This is a genomic window from Enterococcus sp. DIV2449a, from assembly GCF_051711225.1.
Taxonomy (GTDB): Bacteria; Bacillota; Bacilli; order Lactobacillales; family Enterococcaceae; genus Enterococcus_D; species Enterococcus_D casseliflavus.
On sequence record NZ_JBIOME010000001.1, the window covers coordinates 2916438 to 2941093 of the forward strand.

Here is a 24656-nt window from a genome sequence, read left to right on the forward strand (position 1 = left end):
TTTACTCCTTGTCTGTCGGCTCGTTCAACGCCTCGATCAAACGAACGTAGCATTCGATGCCTTGCAATAGATTTTTTTCGTCAAAATTCATTTTGCTGCTGTGTAAAGGGTGGACATAGCCTTTTTCTTCATTTCGGGTGCCGACAAAGAAAAAGACACCGGGGATTTCCTTTTGGTACATCGAAAAATCCTCTGCCAACATATATGGCGGTGTTTCTCGGTAGCTCTCCCCGACCACTTTTTCCAACACTTCCACCATCTCAGGATCATTGTCCACGACACGATAAAGGTGCTCGAATTCGACATCCGCCGTGCAATCATATCCTTTGGCGATTTCTTGTGCGACGGTGGTGATTCTGCGCGTCATCGTTTCATAGACTTCATCTTCAAACGCCCGCATCGTTCCTTTTAAAACGACCTTGCCGGGAATGATATTTTCCGCATCTCCCCCATGGATCTTCCCAAAAGTGATGACCCCAGCAGAAAGCGGGCTGATATTGCGTGAAATGATCGAATGCAATCCTTGAATAATCGCAGCCGCGGCTAAAATGGCATCATGTCCTTGATGAGGCTGGGCACCATGGGCACTCGTGCCGTTGATCGTTAGATTGATCTCGCCGTTACGGGCCATCATCGGACCTTTCCGACTCGCAATGACTCCTTCGGGAAAGTCTGGGAAGACATGCAGCCCCACGATTTTTTCCACGCCAAAATCTCGTAAGATGCCTTCATCGATCATCAGTTGAGCGCCACCGGGGCTTTCCTCGGCTGGTTGGAAAATCAAAACGATCGTTCCACGAATCACTTCAGGATGCGTCGCTAAGTATTTGGCAAACCCTAGCATCGTTGCCATATGGCCATCATGCCCGCAGGCGTGCATTTTTCCTTCATGTTTGGAAGCAAAAGAAACACCGGTCTCTTCTTTGATCGGTAGTGCATCGATATCCGTTCGAAAGGCCAGTGTCTTTCCTGGACGCTCACTGCGAAAGACAGCAATCAAGCCGGTTTCAATCACTGGATAGATTTCTTTGATCCCAAAGGATTGCAACTGACGCAGCAAGTATTCCTTTGTTTTGAACTCAGTTAACCCTAATTCAGGGATTGTATGTAATTCACGACGAAAACGAACCACGTCTTCGGTTAATTCTGTGACTGTTTGCGATACTTGCATGTTAAAACACCTTTCTATACATTCCTTTTAAAAATATCCATAAAAACCAGCGAATATTCAGTTTTTCATTGATATTGTTTAATATTATAGTATATAATTCGAATAATCTATAGTATAAATTGTCGAAATGTTTCGATTTTTATTGAAAATTTTACCCCTCGTTTTGGTACACTTATACGTAGAGTAACGAAAAATAAATTGGTTGAAAGGATGTGTCGTAGTTTGACAATATTCAAAGGTTCTGGCGTTGCGTTGATTACCCCTATGCTTCAAGATGGTTCGGTGGATTTCGATAAGCTGAAGGAGTTAGCGGAGTGGCATGTGCAGCAAGGAACGAATGCAATCATTGCATGCGGTACGACCGGTGAAGCATCCACGTTAGACGATGAAGAACATATCGCGGTGATCGAAGCGGTGGTAAAACAAGTTGCTGGTCGAATCCCCGTTATCGGAGGAACAGGCTCCAACAATACCCAACATGGGATCCATCTTTCAAAAGAAGCACAGCGCGTTGGTGCTGACGCATTATTGGTTGTAACACCTTACTACAACAAAGCGACCAAGAAAAGTTTAGTCGCTCACTATGAAGCAATCTGTCAAAGCGTTGAGCTGCCAGTGATCTTATACTCCGTCAGCTCAAGAACCGGCTTAAATTTAACACCTGAAGCCGTGGCAGAACTAAAAAAAATCCCTAATATCAAAGGCATCAAAGAGGCCAGCGGTGATATTTCGCAAATCGCAGAAATCGCTCGTCTTGCGGATGATGACTTTGCGATCTATTCAGGAAATGACGATCAAGTAACCCCAATTTTAGCTTTAGGTGGCTCTGGCGTGATTTCAACGATCGGCAATATCGCTCCGAAACAAACGGCACAACTCGTTGCTGATTTCTTAAATGGTGATGTAAAAGCAGCCATCAAAGAGCAGTTGCGACAAAAACCGTTGATCGATGCGATTTTCAGTGAAGTAAATCCTGTGCCGATCAAAGCAGCGGTCTCCTTGCTAGGCAAATGCGAATTGCATTATCGTTTGCCTTTGGGTGTCCCGGAAGATGCGACCCTCGTTCATTTAGAAGAAGAAATGACCAATTACGGATTGCTGTAAGGAGGAGTTTTTGGTGAAACAAATTTTATTAAGTGGTGCAAACGGTCGCATGGGCAAAGTGTTGCAAAGCCTGATCGCAAAGCACCCTCAGTTAGAAGTGGCCGCCGGCTTAGATCGTACCGAGCAATTAGATGGTCCTTTTCCAATCTATGATCGTCCAGAAAAAATCACGCAACCGATCGATTTGGTGATTGATTTTTCTCATTATAGCAATGTGCCTGCCTTGTTGAACTATTGTGTCGAACAGCAGCTGCCAATCGTGGTTGCTACAACTGGTTTGACGGAAGACACGCAGATGATGCTGCCGTTGGCTGCTAAAGTGATTCCGGTTTTCTATTCTGCCAATATGTCGTTGGGGATCAATGTACTGATCAAAGCACTACAAAGTATCACCCCCGCATTAGAAGCTGACTTTGACATTGAGATCATCGAAAAGCATCATAATCAAAAACTTGATGCACCAAGCGGTACAGCTTTGCTGTTGGCAGATAGTATCAATGACAGCTGCGAAACAAAAAAAGAGTATCTCTACGGGCGTGAAGGCAGTGATCTAGTAAATGACCGCAAGCAGATGGGCATCCATGCCGTTCGCGGCGGAACGATCCCTGGGGAACACATTGTCATCTATGCTGGGCAGGATGAAATCATTGAATTAAAACACACTGCGCTCTCCCGCGAAATCTTCGCCAATGGTGCACTAAAAGCAGCGGAATTTTTAGCCGATCAACCAGCCGGTTTTTATTCCATGCAAAATCTAATCGACAAGTAAAGGTGGTCTCTCATGACAGAATTACAATTTTCCGATCCTTATCAATTAGCAAAATATATCAAAGAAGCAAATAAACAAACACCTGTAAAAGTCTATATCAATGGAGATCTTGGCGACGTCCAAGCAGATGGCATCCAATTGTTTGGTAACGGCACCTTCTATTTCGTGGTTGGTGACAGTCAAAAAGTAGCTGAGTTTTTAACCGCGCACCAAGACAAAATCACCGATCACTATCTGGAAAATGATCGCCGCAACTCAGCGATTCCTTTGTTGGACTTGACGAAAGTCGATGCCCGTATCGAACCAGGTGCCTTTATCCGGGACCAAGCCATCATTGAAAAAAATGCCGTTATCATGATGGGGGCAGTGATCAACATTGGTGCTGTGGTTGGTGAAGAAACCATGATCGATATGGGGGCGATTTTAGGTGCCCGGGCAACCGTTGGGAAAAAAGCCCATATTGGCGCTGGTGCTGTCTTGGCTGGCGTTCTTGAGCCACCTTCAGCAAGCCCAGTCATCATTGAAGACAATGTTTTGATCGGCGCAAATGCCGTCGTCCTTGAAGGCGTCCGTGTCGGCGAAGGTGCAGTCGTTGCTGCCGGTTCTGTGGTGACGGAAGATGTCCCTGCTGGAGCAGTCGTTGCTGGCTCACCAGCTAAAGTCATCAAAATGAAAGACGAGAAAACGAAAAGCAAAACCGAATTTTTAGACGATCTACGGGGGTAAACTTCTTATTTTCTCGTAAATACGCAACAAAAAAACGCAGTGCCGGTTCAGTGATGAGCCTGCGCTGCGTTTTGTCTAAAAAAGGGCGTGCCGAAAGCTTTTGGCACGCCCTTTTTCTATTGGCAAATGTGCTTGTAAAAGTGTTTATTCTGCTTGAAATTCTTTGATCGCTGCTTGGATCTCTTGATAGATCACTGCAACTTCTTCAAGGTCTTTTGCATTTGCTCCACTGGCAAGGGGATGTCCGCCGCCATGATGGCGTTTGGCGATCTCATTGATCACTGGACCTTTCGAACGCATCCGCACCCGGTAATAGCCTTCTGGTTGTTCGACAAAGATCGCCCAAGCCATCACTTCGTCGATTTTCCCTGGTAAGGAAACGACTGCTGAGGTTTCCGAATCCACTACGCCAAAACGCTGCTGCAATTCTTGTGATAGGATCACTCTGCCAGCACCAATCTCATCGATCTCGATGTTTTCGTAGACATACCCTGAAAGGCGAGCAACACTGCGAGAGACTTGATCCAATTGCCGATTGATCTTCGGTGCATCAAAACCGTAATCCAATAGTTCAGCCGCTAAGCGCAGCGTTGTCGCTGTCGTTGCCGGATATAAAAACCGTCCAGTATCACCAACAATGCCTGCATATAGCAGACGAGCCGCTTCTTGCGTCATCGTCAGCTCGTTTTGAAACATTTGCCAAAACGAAACGATCATCTCACTACAGCTGCTGGCTTTTGTATTGACCCAGACCAGCTCTCCGTAAGGCTCATCATTAGGGTGATGATCGATTTTGATCAATTTCGCCCCTTGATCATAGCGTTGGTCACTGACCCGTGGTGCATTGGCCGTATCTGTAACGATCACCAACGCTCCTTTATACAAATCATCAGGGATCGTCTGCATCAGCGCCAAGTAATCCAATCCTTCAACAGGTCCGCCGACTTGATAGATTTCTTTTTCGGGAAAACTAGCTCGTAAAATTTCTGCCAAACCCACTTGTGATCCTAATGCATCTGGATCAGGGCGCTGGTGCCGATGGATAATGATTCGGTCGAATGCTTTGATTGTTGCAAGTATTTCTTCTTGTACCTTCATGAATGGTCTCAACTTTCTCTCTAAAATTTTTCCATAAGTGCCGTTTTCGATGATTTATGGGCGTTCCATTACTTGGCATACCACGATCGCTTTTGCCACTAAGGAATTTTCGATCGATACTTCGATATCGATTTTCGCCGAACGTCGCCCCAGTTCTAGAATCTTCGGTTGAATGATGATCTCGCTTTCTAATTGGATCAAACGGAAGTAATGCAGATTGACTTGCTCGATCCAACTATTGCGCCGTTGATTCAACTGCATGGTACGTTTTGCCGTATTCGCGATCACTTCACTCAAGACACCAAAAGAGATCGTTCCGACTTCATTGACCATTTGAGGCGTCACCGCAAAGCTGAAATGCGGCTGCGGCAATTTGTTCCCTTCAAAATCTTGTTCGATGACTTGCATCTGTCCCGAGATTTGGTCTGAAATCGTATCTGAAATTTGTGTTTGTCGTTGGACCATCTGCATCGCTTTCATGATGTCTTGGCGTGTAACGATCCCAATCAAAGAAAGGTCATCTGCTACGACGGGCATCACTTCTAAGCCATCCCAAATCATCTGATGGCTGGCAGAGGCCACACTCATCTCTTTTTTTACGACCCGTGGTTCCCGGGTCATGATTCGTTCGATGATCTGCGTGTCAGGCTTTTCTAGGACATCTTTGGCTGTGATGATCCCAACGACCCGCATATTCTTGTTGACGACTGGATAGCGGGAGTGGTTGGTAGACTCCGAAAGCAGTTTGTAATCCTTGACCGTATCAAAGGTGTGCAGATACTTGGTTTTTTCCAATGGCATATAAATGTCACTCACCAGCATGATGTCCTTTTTGATCAGCTGGTCACTCAAGGCACGGTTGATCATCGTTGCCACGGTAAAGGTGTCATAGGTCGTTTGTAAAATCGGCAGCTCCAATTCGTCTGCTAAGCGACAGATTTCCTCTGAGGTTTCAAAGCCCCCCGTGATCAAGACGGCTGCGCCATCTTCCAGTGCCAACTTGTGGACTTCGTTACGGTTTCCGACGATCACTAAGGAACCAGGCGTGATGTAGCGTTCCATTGCCGATTCCTTCATGGCGCCGATAACAAATTTGTTCAAGTCTTTGTCTAAACCGGCTGCGCCGCCCAAAACATCGCCTTCAATGATTTGGACGACTTCGCCGAAAGTTAGTTTTTCAATGTGTTTCTTTAGTTTCCGTTCAATCCGAATGGTTCCCACACGTTGTATCGTTGAAACCAAGCCGATATTTTCCGCATCTTTGATCGCCCGATAGGCTGTTCCTTCACTGACATTCAAGTCTTTTGCGATTCCCCGCACCGAGATGCGATCGCCTACAGGCAGATTCTCGATATGCGCTAAAATCAAGTCGTGTTTTGTCGCCATAATTATCCCCTATTCCTACTACGAATCTTCCTGTTGCTTAAACTTCTAATGTCTCACCGACTGCAAGGATCTGGCCCACACCTGCCGGCAATAAATTCACGAAGGTTTGCGGATCTTGCTTGATCATTGGAAACGTATTGTAATGGATCGGTACTACTTTGCTCGCGTTTAAAAGCGCCGCTGCTGTTGCAGCATCTTGAACGCCCATCGTAAAATTATCCCCGATCGGTAAAAACGCCACATCGATATCGAAACGTTCACCGATCATCGCCATATCGCTAAAGAGGGCAGTATCGCCAGCGTGGTAGATGGTTTTGCCTTCTGCTTCTAAAATGATCCCCACTGGGTTGCCCATATAGATCATCGTTCCGTCTTCTTCAAGACCAGAGCTGTGTTTCGCTTCCACCATTGAGATTTTGCCAAACGGGAACTCAAAAGAGCCTCCCATATTCATGCCATGCGTCTCAGCAACGCCTTTGCGGGCTGCATAGCGGCAAATTTCAACGACACTGATCACTGGTGCTTCATTTCTTTTGGCGATCGGCACCATGTCCCCAATATGATCGCTATGACCATGCGTGATCAAAAGCCAATCGGTTTCCACTGTGTCTGCATCCAAATCAGTCAGAGCATTTCCAGTAATAAAAGGGTCAAACAACAATTTTTGGCCATCCGCTAATTGGATAGCAAGCACCGAGTGTCCGTGATACGTAAGTTTCATACAACATTCCCCTTTCCATCTAAGTAATACAGTCTAATATTTTTCATTATAACAGATAACGCCAGAAATCCAAAAGCACAAATTCTGGCAGCTTTATTACATCCGTCCTTTTTCTGGTTCTTATCAAGAAAAATAAAAAAACTGTTCTACCCTTTCTGAATAAGGAATAGAACAGTTCGACCTGATGACTTCAAGCGATCATAGCGTTTTCTTACGTCCACCTTGTTTATAGATGCGCCAGACTGTTAAGAATAACGCCGTGATACAAAGAAGGAACGCCCCAAAGAAGGTGATTTTCATGCCATAGGCAAAAATATCTGTCCGACCTGCGATATAGGTCGTCACATGCTTCCCATAGGCTTGACTCATTGCGGCATAAAGAATCGTCGTTGCTAAGGATATCCCTAAGACCATGCCCAAGTTACGGGCAAAGGAATTTAGACTACCTGCCACCCCAAGATTTTCTTTGGTGACGCTGCTCATCACCATCGTATTGTTGGGGGATTGGAACAACGAATTGCCTAACCCCATGATGGCAGTAGCGACGACATAGTACCAAATCGGCGTATGCTGATTCATAAACATATACATCAGCTGAGTGATGGACAGCAACGCTAAGCCAGCTAAGACCAAGATCTCCGGTCCTACACGGTCCGTCAGATAGCCGCTAAGTGGTGAACCGATGACCATCATCAAAGGAAAGACCATCATCAGCATTCCTGCCACACTCGGCGTTAAGCCTCGGGCACTTTGCAAGTAAAAGGGAATCACGACATTGACAAAAAAGTTTGCAGAAAAGATCAGCAACGCCGTGATCAGGCTCATGGTGAAAATTTTATTACGAAAGATCCCAAAGGTAATCAGCGGTTTGCTCACACGCGCTTCTACTCGCAAAAAGACGATGAATGCCACTAAGGCGATCCCCACCAACAGCAGCGGCAGCCACGTTAGAAAGCCACGCTCTTGTCCAAGAAAAATGCCGCCGAAGAAGCTGATAATTGCAATTGAAAACAGCACAAACCCGGTTTTATCGATGGAATCATGACTCATGGTGATATCTTTTGGCAACACCTTTTCTCCAGCAATCATTGTCAGAATACCGACTGGAACATTGATCCAAAAAATAAACGGCCAAGAAAAATGCGCCAAAATCACTCCGCCCAATCCAGGACCGGCGATGGAGCCTAACGAAACAAAGGCACCAATCATCCCTAAGGCGCGTCCTCGTTCACTCATAGGAAAGACTTCAGTAATGATTCCGGTATTCGTCGCCATCGTCATGCTGGCTCCGATCGCTTGCACGACTCGGGCAAATAGCAGAAATGCTAAGGAATGATTAAACCCGCATAACAGCGAACCGATAATAAAGATCAGCATCCCCAAGCGGAATACTTTGATCTTACCCCAACTATCCCCTACCTTACCGAATAACAAAAGGCAGGCACAAACGATCATCAAGTAGACGGATACGACCCATTCCGCTTGATTCATAGGGACACCCATATCTGCCGAGATCGTGGGCAAAGCGATATTTACGATACTCCCATCCAGTGTTGACATAAAGGTAAACATCGAAACAGCAATGAGAATCCACCACTTTCTCTGTTGTACTACGGGATTTTCTTGATAACTATTCACAAATCGACCATCCTCTCTTTGCTTGTTTTGTTCCTCTAGTCTTAGGGGGACAACTTTGTATTATTGATCGAAATCCATTCGCCGTCAATCCTTATCTGCTCATCACGACCAAAATAAGGGGCATTTTATAAAAAAAACGCCACCTGTTTTCTTACATAAAAAAAGACAAAAGCTTCGGTGAAAAGAAATCGGCCGTCAAACGGCTATTCTTTCACCTGCTTTTGTCAGTAGGTCAAAACGAATTATTTACGGTTGCGATTTCTTTGGCTTGATTCCATGATGACCGGCAAGATGACGGGACGGCGTTTGGTTTGTTCAAACAAGAAACGACTCAAACGATCACGGATATCTTGTTTCAATTTGCTCCATTCAAACTCTTCATCATGAAGGTGTTTTTCTACGATTTCTTCCACGATCTCGCCACTTTCACGAATCAGATCGCGGCTGGCTTTCACATAGACAAACCCGCGAGAAGTGATTTGTGGTGCAGAAATAATTTTCTTTTCGCGACGATTGATCGTCACTACCGCAACGAAGATTCCGTCTTCAGATAAGACTTTGCGGTCTCGCAGGACGATATTCCCAATGTCACCGACACCGATCCCATCGATCATGACGTTTTCAGCTGGAACCGCACCTGCGGCGATCATTTCGCCTTTTTTGTATTCTAACACATCTCCACGAGCAGTAATGAAGATATTTTTCATCGGAATCCCGACTTCTTGCGCCAAGTCCACATGGGCGGCTAATTGGCGGTACTCGCCTTGAATAGGGATAAAGTACTTCGGTTTCATCATATTCAACATCAGCTGCAGATCATTCGGGTTGGCATGACCAGAAACACGGAAATTATCCGAGATCTGTTTCACGGTACCGCCAGCGCGATAGATGATATCTTCCGTTTTCGCAACCACAGTTTCCATTGCCGTTGTCGGCGTTGTTGTGATGTAAACAAGATCTCCTTCTTTGATGCGCAGCGTCCGGTGAGAGCCGTTGGCCATTTTTTGCAACGCTTTGATTGGTTCACCCATACGACCTGTTTCTAAAATCAGCAACTGTTCGTCTGAGTATTTTTTCATTTCTTTTTGGGTGATCAGCAAGTCTTCGGCAGGTAATTTTAATTTCCCTAACTTCATGGCCGTTTTGATGATCCGACCAAAATCTTGCCCGGTCAAAACGACTTTGCGATCAGAACGAAACGCCGCATCTAATACTTGTTGCACCCGTTGCAAATTGCTGGCAACACTAGCGACGATGATCCGACCTTCCCAGTAACGGATATTGTCATAAACTTCATCTTGGATCGTCAATTCAGAAGCGATCGGCGTTGGATTTTCGGCATTTGAAGACGTGCTTAGCAATGCTAAGACGCCTTCTTTTCCAATTTCCGCTAAGCGGCCAAAATCGGTTTGATACATAGGGATCGCTGTTTGGTCAAACTTGAAATCTCCTGTATAAACGATATTGCCAGCTTCTGTTTTGACGCTGATCCCAACAGAATCAGGGATAGAATGGGTCGTACGGAAAAAGCTGATGGTCGCATGACCAAAGTCGATCTCCGAATGTTCATCGATCACATGAAAATCTTTGAAGCGCTTGGTAGCTTCATTTTTATTCACGGTCAATTTTGCTAGTTCGATCGTTAACTCGGTCCCAAAGACCGGTACTTGGATATTCTCCAAGAAATAAGGCAATGCACCAATCGCATCTGCATGCCCATGGGTCAAGAAGACACCCGCCACACGGTCGGCATTTTCTTCTAAATATGTGAAGTCTGGAATCACTGTATCGATCCCTAATAATTCATTTTCTGGATAACGGACACCGCAATCCAGCACAAATATATCCTCGCCAACTTCAGCAATGTACATGTTCTTTCCGTTTTCGCGTACACCGCCAAGAGGAATGATTTTTATCGTTTCCACTTTTATTCACCTCTTAATTTTTTTCTACTGTATTATTTCCCAAGCATAAGCCGTCCCTATTATTATACAACAAAAAAAAGAAAAGCGTGGCATTCACCACACTTTTCTGAAAAACTTATGGTTTACACATGAACTAATCCTTGCTGATGCAGGCTTTCGGCGATTTGAACGGAGTTCCATGCCGCCCCTTTCAGCAAATTATCAGAAACGACCCATAAATGCAAGCCGTTTTCGACATCCAAATCTTTGCGAATCCGACCAACAAAGGTTTCTGTTTTGTCCACACTGGTCAAAGCTTGCGGGTACACTTGTTGACTCGGATCATCTTGCAAGACAGCTCCTGGCGCTTCGCTGATCCACTGTCTGACTTCCTCAACACTAGCATGGTCTTTGGTCTCGATATAAATCGACTCCGAATGACCGCTAAACACAGGGATCCGCACACACGTAGCTGCTACTTTGATCTGCGTATCTTCCATGATCTTCTTCGTTTCATTGATCATTTTCCACTCTTCGTAAGTATAATCCTCTTCGGCAAAAACATCGATTTGCGGCAAGGCATTAAACGCGATCGGGTAGTGCTTCTTGTCGCTGCCTGCTGGTAAAATCTCAGGGTTTAGTTCATCAGCGGCTTTGCCAGCTAATAATTCTTGAGATTCACGAGTCAATTCAGCCAAGGCTTGGGCGCCAGCACCTGAAACTGCTTGATACGTCGAAACCAAGACCCTCGATAAACCGACTTTTTGACGAATTGGTTCTAACGCCACCATCATTTGAATCGTTGAACAATTCGGATTGGCAATGATTCCTTTATGTTGCGCTAATACATGAGGATTCACCTCAGGAACGACTAGAGGAACATTCGGGTCCATCCGAAAATGACTGGTATTGTCGATCACGACTGCACCGTGTTTGACTGCTTCTGGAGCAAATTGTTTTGAAATGCCGCCACCGGCACTGAACAATGCAATATCGACGCCTGCAAAGGAATCTGCGGTCAGCTCTTGAATAACGAGCGGTTCATTTTTGAACACAAGGGTCTTCCCAGCAGAACGTTTGGATGCCAACAACGTTATTTTTTTGATCGGCAACGTGGTCTTCTCCAACATCTCAATCATTTTTGTTCCTACTGCGCCGGTAGCCCCGACAACTGCTACGTGATACCCCGTACTCATCAAATCACTCCTCGAATAAAAATACATTTTTACTAGTTTATCATATCTTGTAAAAAAGAAAAGACCTTTCGTGGAAAGAAGCGCAAAAAGAAGGCAATACTGTCTAAATTTTCAATCTTTTTCCCCTTTGTAGAAAAATTCTACCTATATTTAAGGGTTATCATTTGTCACATTCAGGTGTTATAGGATATAATACCGACAGAAGGAATTTTGGGGAAGATTCTTTCCAACGTGCATGGGGAAATTAAAAATACCCAAAACATTGAATGAGGCAAGAATTGCATATGCAATTCTTGCCTCATTTTTATGCTTCATTCGATTCTTCGTTGTTTACTTTCACGATAGCAAAGCCTTTGTTATCAATAATCATCGTTTCATCTTCCAGTTGGACAAACTGTTCCATCAGGATCGAATCAGGACGAGAAAGAGTGATTTGGTCATCGCCCGTATTGAAAATACCGATGATCCGCTGTGCCCCTAACTCTCGTTCGAAAATGATCAGTCCATCCTCTTCCGAAACCCAGTTCCAACTCAAGGAACCTTCTGATAAGACTTTCTGGTTGTCTTTGCGAATGCTGATCAATGAGCGAGTGAAATGCAGGAGATCACGATCTTGCTTTTCTTCTTCCCAAATCATACATTTACGGCAATCCGGGTCCATATCGCCGGTCAAACCGATCTCATCACCGTAATACAGGCAAGGGACGCCTTGTTGCAGATACGTAAAGGCCATCACTTGGCGCATCAAGTCTTTGTCTCCTCGAGCCAAAGTTAACAAGCGCGGGGTATCATGAGAATCCAAGATATTGAACTGCACTTGATTGGTTTGCTCCCGATACAACATCAGCTGGTTATTTAATTCCGAGACCATTTTCGTCATGGAGATCTCGTCTTTGACAAAATATTCAATGATTGCATCCGTAAAGGCGTAATTCATTACTGCATGAAACTCGTCGCCTTGTAACCACCGTTGAGAAGAGTGCCAAATTTCCCCAAGGATATAAAAATCATCTTTGGCATCATCACACACTTGGCGGAATTTTTTCCAGAAGTGGTGACTGACTTCATTTGCAACGTCCAAGCGCCAAGCATCGATATCAAACTCTTCGATCCAATAACGAGCGATCTTCAACAAATAATCTTGCACGTCGGGATTTTCTGTATTGAGTTTTGGCATATGCGGCGTAAAGGCAAACACATCATAGGTGATGTCATAGGCATCTTCAAAGTTTTCCCCTTCTTTGTAGTTGACAGGAAACTCATTGATGTGGAACCAATCAGCAAAGGGCGAATCTTTGCCGTTTTTGATGACATCTAGCCATTGATGCGAAGTATCCCCCATATGATTGAACACAGCATCTAGCATGACTTTGATGCCGCGTTTGTGGCATTCCTCCACTAAGCGTTTAAAGGTGTCGTTATCCCCAAACGCTGGATCGATGGCTAAATAATCGATGGTATCATACTTGTGATTCGAATAGGCCTCAAAAATCGGACAGAAGTATATCCCATTGATGCCTAAATCGACGAGGTAATCCAAATGATCGATGACCCCTTGCAGATCCCCGCCGAAAAAGTCTTGGCGATCGGGATTTTTTGAGCCCCAAGGCAATACACCTTCTGGATCATTTGATGGGTCCCCATTTGCAAAGCGTTCAGGGAAGATTTGATACCAAACGGTTTCTTTTGCCCACTCAGGAATTTTGAAACGATCGGCTTCTTGGAAGTAAGGCATCCGAAAATAATTGTTGTTCATTTCTAAATATTGCTGCTCAAAAGGATAGACCCCGTGGTCTCCATAAAAGACATGCAACCCATCGTAACTTTCGATGGAAAAGCCGTAAGACAAACGGCGGAATTCTGCTCCGACCGATACTTGCCAATAATCATGCAAGTCCGTGGAAAGAATTTTTTTCATTTCAATTCTTTGCTGGTACCAAGCTTCTTTATACAGTGTGTAAGGATCGCCGCAAAGCAGCTGGACATGGCGGACGTCTTGACGGGCGGTACGTAAACGGATATGCATTTTATCCTTCTCGTACAAATACGCAAATTCACTTTCGGGACGATGATAAATGGCAGTAGTATTCATAGCAGACTCCTTTAACTTGTTTGATATACTCATTGTCGCACAAATCAGAAGTCAAAACAAGAGAAAAACGCAATCGGTTGCTTTATCTAAAAAGTCGATAATATAAGTTAATATGAAATTAATTCAGTAATTAAAAAGCAAACGATTGCTTCGCCCTTTTTTAATCAAACGGCGTATTTTTCTCACATTGATTGCCAGTCCGTAAAATGTCATATTTTCGCAAGATCCCCACTGCTTCCGTCAACGACTGACTCAACTGCTGGATATCTTCTGCAGCCATTTGAGCGGTTTTGGCATTCAAGCGGTCTTCCACTTGTTTTTTCTTTTGGACAAACAACTGCTTCCCAGCTTCTTCCAAATAAACATTGACGTTGCGGCGATTGACGCCGTTGGTTTTGCGGACCACAAAGCCAGCCTTTTCTAACCCCGAGATCGAACGACTGATTTGGACTTTTGACGTACCGATTTGCTGGGCCAACTCGGACATCGTGATTCCTTCATTACTAGAGATCACCACGAGTTCCAAGATTTCCATTTTGGTCAATTTTAAATCTTCCAGACCGATTTCTTCAAACAATATGTTTCCCATCAGCGAAAAGATTTCTGCAAATACCGCCATATTGAATGTTCCTAACGCTTTTTCCATACTCTCCCTCTTTTCTGTCTTTAGTTTAGTATAAATTATTTGTTTAAACAATGATAATCGTTGATTTTTGTTAACCATTATGATAGCGTGGTTACATAATGAAAATAATCGTGAAAACGGCAAGAAAAGAGTGACAGCATGTTAGAATTAAAAGATATCAAGAAGTATTATACGGTTGGCGCCAGTACTACAAAAGCCCTCGATGGTGTCTCCGTCGCCTTTCGTAAACAAGAGTTTGTTGCCATTTTAGGGCCAAGCGGCTCTGGGAAAACAACCATGTTGAACGTGATCGGCGGCTTAGACAATTACGATTCTGGTGATATGATCATCAACGGCAAATCAACGAAATCCTTTAAAGATCGTGACTGGGATGCGTATCGGAACAATTCGATCGGCTTTGTCTTCCAAAGCTACAATTTGATCAGTCATTTAGGCATCATCGACAACGTCGAGCTTGGGATGACCTTGAGCGGTGTGTCAAAAGAAGAAAAACGCGCAAAAGCAACCGATGCTTTGACGCGTGTGGGCTTAGCTGAGCATATGCACAAAAAACCAAATCAGCTTTCTGGTGGTCAAATGCAGCGGGTAGCGATCGCTCGTGCCTTAGCAAATGATCCTGATATCCTTCTTTGTGATGAACCAACAGGTGCCTTGGATTCAGAGACCAGTGTCCAAATCATGGAACTGATCCAAGAACTATCAAAAGAAAAATTGGTCATCATGGTTACCCATAATCCTGAATTGGCGCACAAATACGCTGGACGGATCATTGAGTTCAAAGACGGACGAATCATTAAAGATTCGAACCCTCATGTCGAAGGACAAAAGAAAGACCAATTCGAATTAAAGCACACAAAAATGAGTTTCATGACTGCCTTACGTTTGTCGTTTAACAATATCCGCACCAAAAAAGGGCGCACCTTCTTGACAGCCTTTGCTTCTAGTATCGGGATCATCGGAATCGCCATTGTTTTGTCACTGTCAACGGGATTCCAAAAACAAATCGACAATACCCAGTCAGAAACATTAGCTCGTTTTCCGATTACGATCTCGCAAGTAGCCACTGAACAAGATCCATCAGCGATGGGGACGCGGGATAAATCGGAAGATTTCCCTTCAGATAAAGAGGTCACTGCTAAATTAAGTGATGCGGATCGTGCAACCCATATCAACAAAATCGATCAAGAGTTTCTCGATTACATCAACGACATTGATCCTGAATTAAGCAACAATATCGGCTACACTCGTTCCACTTCCTTGAACCTTTTCCGTAAGATCGATGATACTGTGGAACAAGTCAGCTTCTCCAATGCATCACCTGACAATGAACAGACCAATGCCATGATGTCTGCCATGAGTGCCTCCACCGGGATTGGGGTTTCGACTTTCCCCGAGCAGTTATCAGAGGATAACGGCAATTTCTTAAAAGACAACTATGACCTTTTAGAAGGCAGCTACCCAAGTGCTAGCACAGATGTCGTTTTGATCGTCGATGAAAACAACGTAACGAATGTCAATGCATTGATCAATCTCGGTTTTGACATTGAAGATGGCGACAAGGTGTCCTTCGACGATATCGTGGGAACAAAAATCACATTGGCGTCTAATGATGCCTTTTACACCGAATTACCAACTGGAAACTTCATTCCAAATCAAGATTTAAATGACGTTTTCGATAACAGTAACAACAAAGAATTAACGATCAGCGGAATCTTACGTATCAAGCAAAACTCTACGATGAACTTGCTGTCAACTGGCATTGCCTACAGTGATGCCCTCGCGCAAGAAGTCATCAAAGAAAACCAAGACTCAGTGATCGTCCAAGCCCAAAAAGACAGCGACACCAACGTGATGACGAATGAACCCGTTGACGAAAGTGCTAAAGATTCATTGATCGCTTATCTTGGCGGCAGTGATTTACCAAACAGCATTATGATCTATCCGAATGATTTCAGTGCCAAAGAAAAAATCCTTGATTACTTGGATGACTTCAACAAAGGCAAAGACAAAGAAGACCAAATCGTTTATTCCGATTTAGCGGGTACGATGACTCAATTGACTGGTGGCTTGATGGATGCCATCACTTACGTCTTGATCGCTTTTGCAGGGATCTCCTTGGTAACTAGCATGATCATGATCGGTATCATCACTTATACCTCTGTACTTGAACGTACGAAAGAAATTGGGGTCTTAAAAGCATTAGGTGCTCGCAAGAAAGACATCACCCGCGTCTTTGATGCCGAAACCTGTATTTTAGGGATCGCTTCAGGAGCTTTAGGTGTCCTGATTGCTTGGTTAGCCACATTCCCGATCAACGCAATCTTATATAGTATGACTGATCTCGAAAATGTTGCTCAATTAGATCCGGTCCACGGCCTGATCTTGATTGCTGTCAGCACCGTCCTAACGATGATCGGCGGCCACATTCCAGCTCGAATGGCAGCGAAAAAAGATGCAGCGATCGCTTTACGCGCCGACTAATTTTATAAGAAAACCCAACAGACAGCAGCCATTCCTTTGGCTGCTGTTTTTTTTGTCCTTTCCTTCCGACTTCCAAAAGGTTTCTCTTGAAAAATCCATAAATGAGGAATACAATAGATTTGTTTTTAGGTATACCTAAAAAGATGGGACGTGAAACGATGAATGAAGAAAAAAAATTGATCCAAGCGGCCAACGGTCCTAGCTTGGAAGAAATAAATAATACAGTTGCCATTCCAAAAAACGGCAGCTTTTGGCGCAATCTCTTAACGTTTTCTGGTCCTGGGGCATTGGTAGCCGTGGGCTATATGGACCCAGGAAACTGGATCACCTCGATCGGTGGCGGTGCTGAATATGGCTATCTCTTACTTTCTGTGATCTTGATTTCCAGTTTGATCGCTATGCTGCTGCAATACATGGCAGCCAAGCTAGGGATCGTGACCCAGATGGACCTTGCGCAAGCAACTCGTAAACACACCAGCAAAGGCTTAGGCTTTGTCTTGTGGATCGTCACCGAATTGGCTATCATGGCAACGGATATCGCGGAAGTGATCGGAGGAGCGATCGCTCTCAATCTACTATTTGGCTTACCTTTATTAGTTGGGGTCATCTTAACGATTTTCGATGTACTGCTTCTGCTCTTTTTAATGAAATTGGGTTTCCGAAAAATCGAAGCGATCGTCATGACACTGATTTTGGTCATTATGCTGGTCTTTTGTTACGAAGTCATTATTGCTCAACCAAATTTGCCTGCTGTCTTGCAAGGCTTTATTCCCCAAAAGCAAGTCTTGAACCATGGGCAGCTGACAATGGCGTTGGGGATCGTTGGTGCGACTGTGATGCCGCATAATCTCTATCTGCATTCTTCGATCTCCCAGTCACGAAAAATCGATCGCAGCGATACCCAAGAAGTGGCAACGGCCGTGCGGTTCGCTACTTGGGATTCCAACATCCAGTTATCCGCTGCGTTTTTGGTCAATTGCCTGCTTTTGATCTTAGGAAGCGCCTTGTTCTTTGGTCATAGTGAAGAAGTCGGCACCTTCTCCGCGCTGTTTGATGCTTTGCAAGATTCCTCCATTGCTGGTGCTGTCGCCAGTCCAGTCTTGAGCGTTCTGTTTGCCGTGGCGCTCTTGGCATCTGGTCAAAATTCAACGATCACTGGGACACTGACGGGGCAAGTCGTGATGGAAGGATTTATCCATATGAAGATCCCTACTTGGGCGCGACGTCTGATCACCCGTGGCTTATCGGTGATCCCCGTCTTGCTTTGTACGATTTACTTTGGCGGCAACGAACAAGCCTTGGACGATTTGCTGATTTATTCGCAAGTCTTTTTAAGCATCGCCTTACCCGTTTCGATGATTCCGTTGGTTCTTTTTACCAGCTCAAAAAAAATCATGGGGGAACGCTTCAAGAATCCGCTATGGGTCTCTACCTTAGGCTGGATCTGTGCCATTGCACTGACGGTCTTGAATGTCCGCTTGATCATCGAAACACTCGGCAACTTCTAATAGCGAAAAAAGCTTACGAGCTAGCCTCGTAAGCTTTTTTTGGTTAATTCGTTTCTAAATCATGTAAAAACAGACCGCTCAACAGTTTTGGTTCAAACCAAGTTGATTTTGGCGGCATAATTTCTCCCGCATCAGCTACTGCCAAAAGATCGGCCATTTGCGTTGGATACATGGAAAAGGCCAATGTCCATTCTCCGCTATCTACCAAACGTTCCAATTCTTCTGGACCACGAATTCCGCCGACAAAATCAATGCGTTTGTCTGTCCGCACATCTTGGATCGCGAAAATATCAGCCAGCACGTATTGTTGTAAAAGCGACACATCCAGCTGTCCTACCGCATCTTGCGACACAGCTTCCGGTTTGATGGTCAACTCCCACCACGCATGGTTTAGGTACAGATGAATCGAACCACGTTGCGCTGGTTTCTTCCTTGTAGTTTCTCGAATCGTAAAATGTTGGGCTGCCTGCTCAAAAAAGGTATCTGGCACTGGTACCCGCAAAACCCGATTGTATTCCCAAATCGCCAATTCATTTTCTGGGAATAAGATCGCTAAAAAGCGGTCGCTTTCTTGACTGCTTTGGCCATCGGCTCGCTTTTGCAAGCCGACTTTGACTGCTGACTCTGTGCGGTGATGCCCATCCGCAATATAAAGGGCATCTACAGCTTGAAACTGCTGGGCAAAAGAGGCGACTAGCGCTGGATCATCGATCAGCCAAACACGATGTTGCACCTCATGATAGCTGACAAAATCATAGATTGGCGCATGCTCTGCTTGCCACGCATCGATCGCTTCTTTGACTGCTGCTGGTTGGCGATAGCTCAAGAAAATCGGACTTGTATTGGCATCACATGCCAGAATATGATTGATCCGGTCGATTTCTTTTTCTGGACGGGTAAACTCGTGTTTCTTGATTTTCCCAGCGACATAATCATCGATCGAGGTACAGGCGACAAGCCCCGTTTGGCTTCTACCAGCCATCGTCAATTCATACAAATAATATGCGGGCGCCGTTTCTTGAATCAACCAGCCTTCTTCTTGAAAAGATGCAAGATTTTCCGCCGCTTTTTGATACACCTGTGGATCATAAGGATCGATTCCTGGCAAGTCGATCTCCGAACGGTCGATGTGGAAATAGCTGTAAGGATTGCCTTGCGCAAACGCTGCGGCTTCTTGTGAATTGACCACGTCATACGGTAGCTCGGCCACTTTTTCTGCCAATGAGGCTTCTGGACGAATGGCTTTAAACGGAAATACTTGAACCATTAATACCCAACCTCCTGATTCTTGATGACCCGTACACGAACGATATTTTCGTTCTCCCGTAATTTATCGGCTAATTGATTCAATAAGGCTTCATCTTCAGAAGCGACATCGGCTAGGGTGTAAGCAAAGTCTTCCCGTCCACGATTCAGCATATTGTCGATATTGATCCCAGATTCCGCAATGATCGATGAAATCTGACCTAACATATTCGGTACATTGCGATTGATGATCGTCAGACGATAAGGCGAATGAAAAGCCATCTCAACAGTTGGAAAATTCACTGAGCGCTTGATGGTTCCAAATTCCAAGAATTTTTTCAATGTTCGGGCTGCCATCTTGGCACAGTTGACTTCGGCTTCTTCTGTTGATGCACCTAAATGCGGCAAGACGAGGACTTTTTCATTGTGCAGCAATTGTTCATCCGCAAAATCAGTCGTATAGCCCGCTAAACGGTCGGCTTTTAACGCACGTAAAACGGCATCTGTATCGACGATTTCTTTACGAGAAAAGTTGAATAGCTTCGTTGTTGGTTTCATTTTCGCAAGTTCGGCTTCCCCGACGAGATGATGCGTGTTTTCCATTAGCGGCACATGAACCGTAATAAAATCACAGGTTGAAAAGACTTCCGCAATATCATTGGTACGCTTGACCCGACGAGAGATCGTCCAAGCAGTATCCACTGACACGTAAGGATCATAACCGACTACTTCCATCCCTAGACGATAAGCATCGTTGGCGACCATCGCTCCAATAGAACCAAGGCCGATGATTCCTAACTTTTTGCCTTCTAACTCTGTTCCAGCAAATTGACTTTTTTGCGCTTCTGCTTGTTCTTCCACATTATCACCGCTCAAGGTTTGGACCCATTGGGCACCTCGTAAAATCGGACGGACACTTAAGAGCAGACTAGCGATCACTAATTCTTTGACCGCATTGGCATTGGCGCCTGGCGTATTAAAGACGACGATCCCTTTTTCAGTACATGCTTTGACGGGAATGTTGTTGGTCCCAGCCCCTGCACGGGCAATACCTAAGACACTTTCAGGAAAAGCGTAATCGTGCAATTTCTGGCTGCGCAGCAAAATTCCTTGCGGTTGGTCGCTTTCGTTGATGGCATACTTTTCTTTTTCTAAACGCTGTAATCCTTCTGGTGCGATCGCATTGAATGTTTTAATTTGGAACATTTATTTGACCTCCGCTTCAAATGATTTCATAAAGTCGACTAGCGCTTGAACGCCAGCTAATGGAAAGGCATTGTACAAGCTTGCTCGCATTCCTCCAACGGAACGATGCCCTTTCAAGTTCTCAAAGCCAGCTTTGACAGCTTCTTCATTGAAGCGCTGATCTAATGCTTTATCCCCTGTCACAAAAGGAATATTCGTTAGTGAGCGGCTGTCAACAGCCACAGGACTACTGTAAAGAGCAGAGGCGTCGATCGTTTCGTATAAAAGCGCCGCTTTTTGGCGGTCTTGTTCTAAAATGGCAGGAATGCCGCCTAATTCTTCCAACCATTCAAACACCAATTTAGCAATATAGATAGCATACGTTGGTGGTGTATTGTACAATGAGTCATTTTTAGCCTGGAGACGATAATCCAGCATTGGAGCGAAGACAGCATCATCATTGAGTAAATCTTCTCGGATGATCACTACCGTCAACCCTGCAGGACCAATATTCTTTTGGGCCCCAGCATAAATCACACCAAAGTCTTCTACGCGATAGTCATTGGCTAAAATATTTGAGGACATATCCGCTACGATCGGCACGTCGCCAGCCTGCGGAATCGTTTGAAAGGCCGTCCCTTCAATGGTGTTGTTCGTGGTGATATGCAAATAAGCCGCTTCTTGATCGATCGCATCTTCTGAAATTTCTGGAATATAGGTAAAGTTTTGATCCTCACTAGAGGCAACAACTTCCACCGTCACGTTTCCAAGCGCTTTTGCTGCTTCAATAGCTTTTTTCGACCAAGAACCGGTATTTACGTATAAGGCTTTTTTGTTTTGTGCAAGATTTAAAGGGATCATACTGAATTGGAGACTCGCGCCGCCTTGTAAAAACAGTACCTGATAGTTTTCAGGAATTCCCATTAATTTTCGTAAAAGTGCTTCTGCATCTTTAATGATCTCTTCAAACAAGGAGGACCGATGACTCAGCTCCATAACGGACATCCCACTTCCGCGGTAATTCAAAAGTTCGGATTGTGCTTTCTCCAATACGGGACGGGGCAATACGGCAGGACCAGCTGAAAAGTTATAAACTGTCATACAAAAAATCTCTCCTTTATGTTAGATGTGAAAATCATTATAACAGATAGCCGAAAATGAAAAAAGCCTTAAAAGAGAAAATAATTTTGAATTTTCAGAAAAGACTACCAATTTCTTAACGTTCGTCATTTCGGCATTTTTTCAAACAGCCAGCGAGAAATTTCATTGTAAACGATCTCGCGGTTGCGCTCATTCAAAATCTCATGCCGGCCCTGTTCAAGCAAATACATCGTCACGTCAGCATTTTGCTTCAGTTGCTGAGCCAATTGGCGGACGCTTTTGCCATAGTGCCCCACAGGATCGTCTGCACCTGAAATCAAGAGCAGCGGCAATTCTGGGTCAATCCTGCGCAGTTGATCCGGATCACTGGCAGCTTGCGTCAATGTAAAGAGATCCTTGTAAGCCGCTAAGGAAAAATGAAATTGCGTGTAAGGGTCCTTCAAGTAGCGATCCACTTGTTGCGGATCACTGGTCAACCAATCCTTGGCGGTCCGATTGGGACGAAAACGCCGGTTGTGCTGGCCAAAAACCAGCTGTTCCATTACGTGATAAGGCCATTGCTGAGCGGCAAACGGGCGCAACAAGTTCGTGACAAGTTTGCCTCCTTGCATCAGCACGGCTTTTTCCATCGTGGTGCCCATGATGATTGCTCCTGACAATGGATGTGGCTGACTAAACAAATAATTTCGCAACACCAGCGACCCCATACTGTGCCCTAAGATAAAGTATGGTCGGTCTGGGTAGCAAGCAGCTGCGTACTGATGGACCACTCCCACATCTGCCACTAAATAGTTGGCGCCCTCTTTTTCACCAAAATGCCCATAGGCCTGTGTTTCTTTCACGGATTGCCCATGCCCTAAGTGATCATGACCGACCACCGCATAGCCTTGCGCAGTCAAACATTCCGCAAACTCGTGGTAACGTTCAATGTGTTCGATCATTCCGTGAACGATTTGCACGACTGCTTTCGGCTGTTCTTCTGGCAGCCACGTTTTGACAAAAAGCTGATCCTTCCCATTTGATGAAGTCAGCTTTTCTTGATTCATCCTCATAGTTCGCACCTCTTTTGCTTTTTCTTTTCCCTTCGCCAAATAAAACGGTCGTTTTCTTTATTATACATGGAATTTTAGGCTATGGCGGTAGGAGTTGGGAATTTTCAAGGATAAAAAAATCCTGCCACATTGTCTAAAGACAAAGTAGCAGGAGTCAAACGATCATCACCCATCGCTTGGATTAAAAAAACTTCCTCATTATTCTTTATTGGAATTTGACGATTTCTAAACGATCAATACTTAGCGTGTCAACCCCAATCTCAGACGAAAGGGTGATTTCCTGCGATCCTTTCGGTAACTTCATGCGGACTTGTAGCGGTTGATAATATTCGGAAGGATAGACATCCACCACGTGACTTGCTTGTTTCGTTTCAATCTTGACCTGAATTGGGTCATTTAAGGAGAGATAATCAGTGGTTTTGACATAGGCAATCACCAGAAATTCATCTGATTCTTCAATCTGAGGGGTAAAGATAATTTTGTCAGTCGTTGATTCAAAGCCTTGGACGACTTTCTTAGAGAGTGCTGCCTCATCTTCGACAAGCGCTAAATCGCCTTCCAACAAAGCACGGCTAGCAGTTAATCGCAGTCGATTCGGCTCAGCTTTTGGCAACGCTTGAACATGCCACTCATCCAAAGGAGCTTCCAGTAGGACTTTATCCTCTTGATCCCAACCAAACTTTTGCAAGCGGATCGAACGGTCCCAGCCCGAATGATCCCACCGAGCAGCGTGATAAATCAACCAGTCTTCAGAACCATCTTTTGATTTGGCAAATCCATTATGACCAGGTCCATAGACAGTGTTTGTCTGTTGGAAAATCGGCTCTGGTTCCTTTTGCCAATTCGCTCTTTCTAGGGGATCATCAGCTACATCTAGGGTCATAAGACCAAGAGCGTAATCATTGTCCCAGCTTCCACTGGCAGAGTATACCAAATTGACTGTTTCGTCTTTGATAATCACTTGAGGGGCTTCATTGATCAATGGTGTTTGCCGCATTTCCCATTCATATTCTGGTTCTGAGATAAGCCGTTTCTCCCCAATCACTTCCGTAGGGGAGACCATTTCCGCTACATAAAGATTTTGCGCAACATTTTCATACCCTTCCCAGCCCGACCAAAGGAAATAGCGTTTGTCATTGATCTCTAAAACTGTTCCATCAATCGCAAATTTATCATCCATCCCTTTGATCTCTTCCAATTGCCACTCACCCATGTAAGGATCTTTTTGATGATTGACTAATGCGTACATACGATGCGTTTCTGAAGGACGATTAGCCGCGAAATACATCACCCAGCGATCATCTAAGTAATGAAGCTCGGGTGCCCAGATACTTTCAAATTCTGCTGGCATTTCCCAGATGACCTTTTTTTCACCAGCAGCAACGTGAGAGAGGTTTTCAGCACGCCAAAGCGTTAAATTATTCCCAGTCGTTTTGGTATAATAAAAGAACGCTTCCGTTTGCAAGATCCAAGGATCTGCCCCATCATTATCGATAATTGAAGTAAAATCGGACACTTCTTCCCCTGGATCAGTTCCAGTGCTACAACCGGTTATCATAAGCGCAGCAATCAAGATACTTACTCCACTGAGCCAAGCTGCTGATTTCCCCATCGGACATCGCCCCTTTCCTTA

The 24656-nt window shown here is 44.7% G+C and carries 19 protein-coding genes; 5 read left to right on the forward strand and 14 right to left on the reverse strand.

All coding sequences use genetic code 11. The features are described from left to right. Nucleotide 1 precedes the first annotated feature (1 nt). Nucleotides 2-1171, reverse strand: coding sequence for a M20 metallopeptidase family protein (locus IGI76_RS13890; RefSeq protein WP_008380505.1), 1170 nt, complete (start codon nucleotides 1169-1171; stop codon nucleotides 2-4). A gap of 222 nt (nucleotides 1172-1393) precedes the next feature. Here IGI76_RS13890 and dapA point away from each other — a divergent pair, with 222 nt between their 5' ends. The 3 genes from dapA to dapD are packed head-to-tail and all read left to right on the forward strand — an operon-like array spanning nucleotide 1394 to nucleotide 3770. Beyond that, a complete protein-coding gene (gene dapA / locus IGI76_RS13895) occupies nucleotides 1394-2275 on the forward strand; it encodes a 4-hydroxy-tetrahydrodipicolinate synthase (protein WP_008380503.1) in 882 nt (293 codons plus the stop codon). 13 nt (nucleotides 2276-2288) lie between these two features. Next, nucleotides 2289-3044: a 4-hydroxy-tetrahydrodipicolinate reductase gene (gene dapB, locus IGI76_RS13900; protein WP_005233953.1), complete on the forward strand. Its 756-nt coding sequence runs from the start codon at nucleotides 2289-2291 to the stop codon at nucleotides 3042-3044. Nucleotides 3045-3056: 12 nt separating this feature from the next. After that, nucleotides 3057-3770 carry a 2,3,4,5-tetrahydropyridine-2,6-dicarboxylate N-acetyltransferase gene (gene dapD / locus IGI76_RS13905; protein WP_005233952.1) on the forward strand — a complete coding sequence of 238 codons (714 nt, stop codon included), beginning with the start codon at nucleotides 3057-3059 and terminating at the stop codon, nucleotides 3768-3770. Between the two features lie 144 nt (nucleotides 3771-3914). Here the strand turns inward: dapD and IGI76_RS13910 are convergent, their stop codons facing one another. The 8 genes from IGI76_RS13910 to IGI76_RS13945 all read right to left on the reverse strand — a co-directional run bounded on the left by IGI76_RS13910 (nucleotide 3915) and on the right by IGI76_RS13945 (nucleotide 14451). Next, entirely contained in the window at nucleotides 3915-4868 is a 954-nt protein-coding gene (locus IGI76_RS13910) for a DHH family phosphoesterase (protein ID WP_333718743.1), read from the reverse strand. Between the two features lie 54 nt (nucleotides 4869-4922). After that, nucleotides 4923-6254 (reverse strand): DRTGG domain-containing protein, encoded by a 1332-nt coding sequence (locus IGI76_RS13915; RefSeq protein ID WP_005228249.1) that lies wholly within the window; start codon nucleotides 6252-6254, stop codon nucleotides 4923-4925. A 37-nt stretch (nucleotides 6255-6291) separates the two neighbouring features. Further along, nucleotides 6292-6975, reverse strand: coding sequence for a metal-dependent hydrolase (locus IGI76_RS13920; RefSeq protein WP_005228247.1), 684 nt, complete (start codon nucleotides 6973-6975; stop codon nucleotides 6292-6294). A 198-nt stretch (nucleotides 6976-7173) separates the two neighbouring features. Further along, entirely contained in the window at nucleotides 7174-8613 is a 1440-nt protein-coding gene (locus tag IGI76_RS13925; RefSeq protein ID WP_333718744.1) for an MFS transporter, read from the reverse strand. Nucleotides 8614-8855: 242 nt separating this feature from the next. Continuing rightward, nucleotides 8856-10538 carry a ribonuclease J gene (locus tag IGI76_RS13930; RefSeq protein ID WP_005228243.1) on the reverse strand — a complete coding sequence of 561 codons (1683 nt, stop codon included), beginning with the start codon at nucleotides 10536-10538 and terminating at the stop codon, nucleotides 8856-8858. A gap of 122 nt (nucleotides 10539-10660) precedes the next feature. Continuing rightward, nucleotides 10661-11713 (reverse strand): aspartate-semialdehyde dehydrogenase, encoded by a 1053-nt coding sequence (locus IGI76_RS13935; protein ID WP_060791473.1) that lies wholly within the window; start codon nucleotides 11711-11713, stop codon nucleotides 10661-10663. A gap of 304 nt (nucleotides 11714-12017) precedes the next feature. Then, the gene (locus tag IGI76_RS13940; RefSeq protein ID WP_005228237.1) at nucleotides 12018-13805 is read right to left on the reverse strand and encodes a glycoside hydrolase family 13 protein; all 1788 of its coding nucleotides are present in this window, start codon (nucleotides 13803-13805) and stop codon (nucleotides 12018-12020) included. 160 nt (nucleotides 13806-13965) lie between these two features. Then, nucleotides 13966-14451 carry a MarR family winged helix-turn-helix transcriptional regulator gene (locus IGI76_RS13945; RefSeq protein ID WP_010749984.1) on the reverse strand — a complete coding sequence of 162 codons (486 nt, stop codon included), beginning with the start codon at nucleotides 14449-14451 and terminating at the stop codon, nucleotides 13966-13968. Between the two features lie 138 nt (nucleotides 14452-14589). On the opposite strand from IGI76_RS13945, the gene IGI76_RS13950 reads away from it, so the two are divergent. Further along, the gene (locus IGI76_RS13950; RefSeq protein ID WP_333718746.1) at nucleotides 14590-16932 is read left to right on the forward strand and encodes an ABC transporter ATP-binding protein/permease; all 2343 of its coding nucleotides are present in this window, start codon (nucleotides 14590-14592) and stop codon (nucleotides 16930-16932) included. 158 nt (nucleotides 16933-17090) lie between these two features. After that, nucleotides 17091-18440, forward strand: coding sequence for an Nramp family divalent metal transporter (locus IGI76_RS13955; protein WP_201688375.1), 1350 nt, complete (start codon nucleotides 17091-17093; stop codon nucleotides 18438-18440). A gap of 43 nt (nucleotides 18441-18483) precedes the next feature. Here the strand turns inward: IGI76_RS13955 and IGI76_RS13960 are convergent, their stop codons facing one another. The 5 genes from IGI76_RS13960 to IGI76_RS13980 form a co-directional block, all read right to left on the reverse strand. Then, nucleotides 18484-19707 (reverse strand): DUF1015 domain-containing protein, encoded by a 1224-nt coding sequence (locus IGI76_RS13960; protein ID WP_201688374.1) that lies wholly within the window; start codon nucleotides 19705-19707, stop codon nucleotides 18484-18486. Next, entirely contained in the window at nucleotides 19707-20891 is a 1185-nt protein-coding gene (locus IGI76_RS13965; protein ID WP_438781640.1) for a phosphoglycerate dehydrogenase, read from the reverse strand. Before IGI76_RS13965 ends, IGI76_RS13960 begins: the two co-directional genes overlap by 1 nt. Next, nucleotides 20892-21971: a 3-phosphoserine/phosphohydroxythreonine transaminase gene (gene serC / locus IGI76_RS13970; RefSeq protein WP_201688373.1), complete on the reverse strand. Its 1080-nt coding sequence runs from the start codon at nucleotides 21969-21971 to the stop codon at nucleotides 20892-20894. A gap of 125 nt (nucleotides 21972-22096) precedes the next feature. After that, on the reverse strand, nucleotides 22097-23023 hold the full coding sequence (locus IGI76_RS13975) for an alpha/beta fold hydrolase (RefSeq protein ID WP_015510334.1): 927 nt from the start codon (nucleotides 23021-23023) through the stop codon (nucleotides 22097-22099). Between the two features lie 205 nt (nucleotides 23024-23228). Further along, nucleotides 23229-24635 (reverse strand): glycoside hydrolase family 43 protein, encoded by a 1407-nt coding sequence (locus IGI76_RS13980; protein WP_201688370.1) that lies wholly within the window; start codon nucleotides 24633-24635, stop codon nucleotides 23229-23231. Nucleotides 24636-24656: the final 21 nt, after the last annotated feature.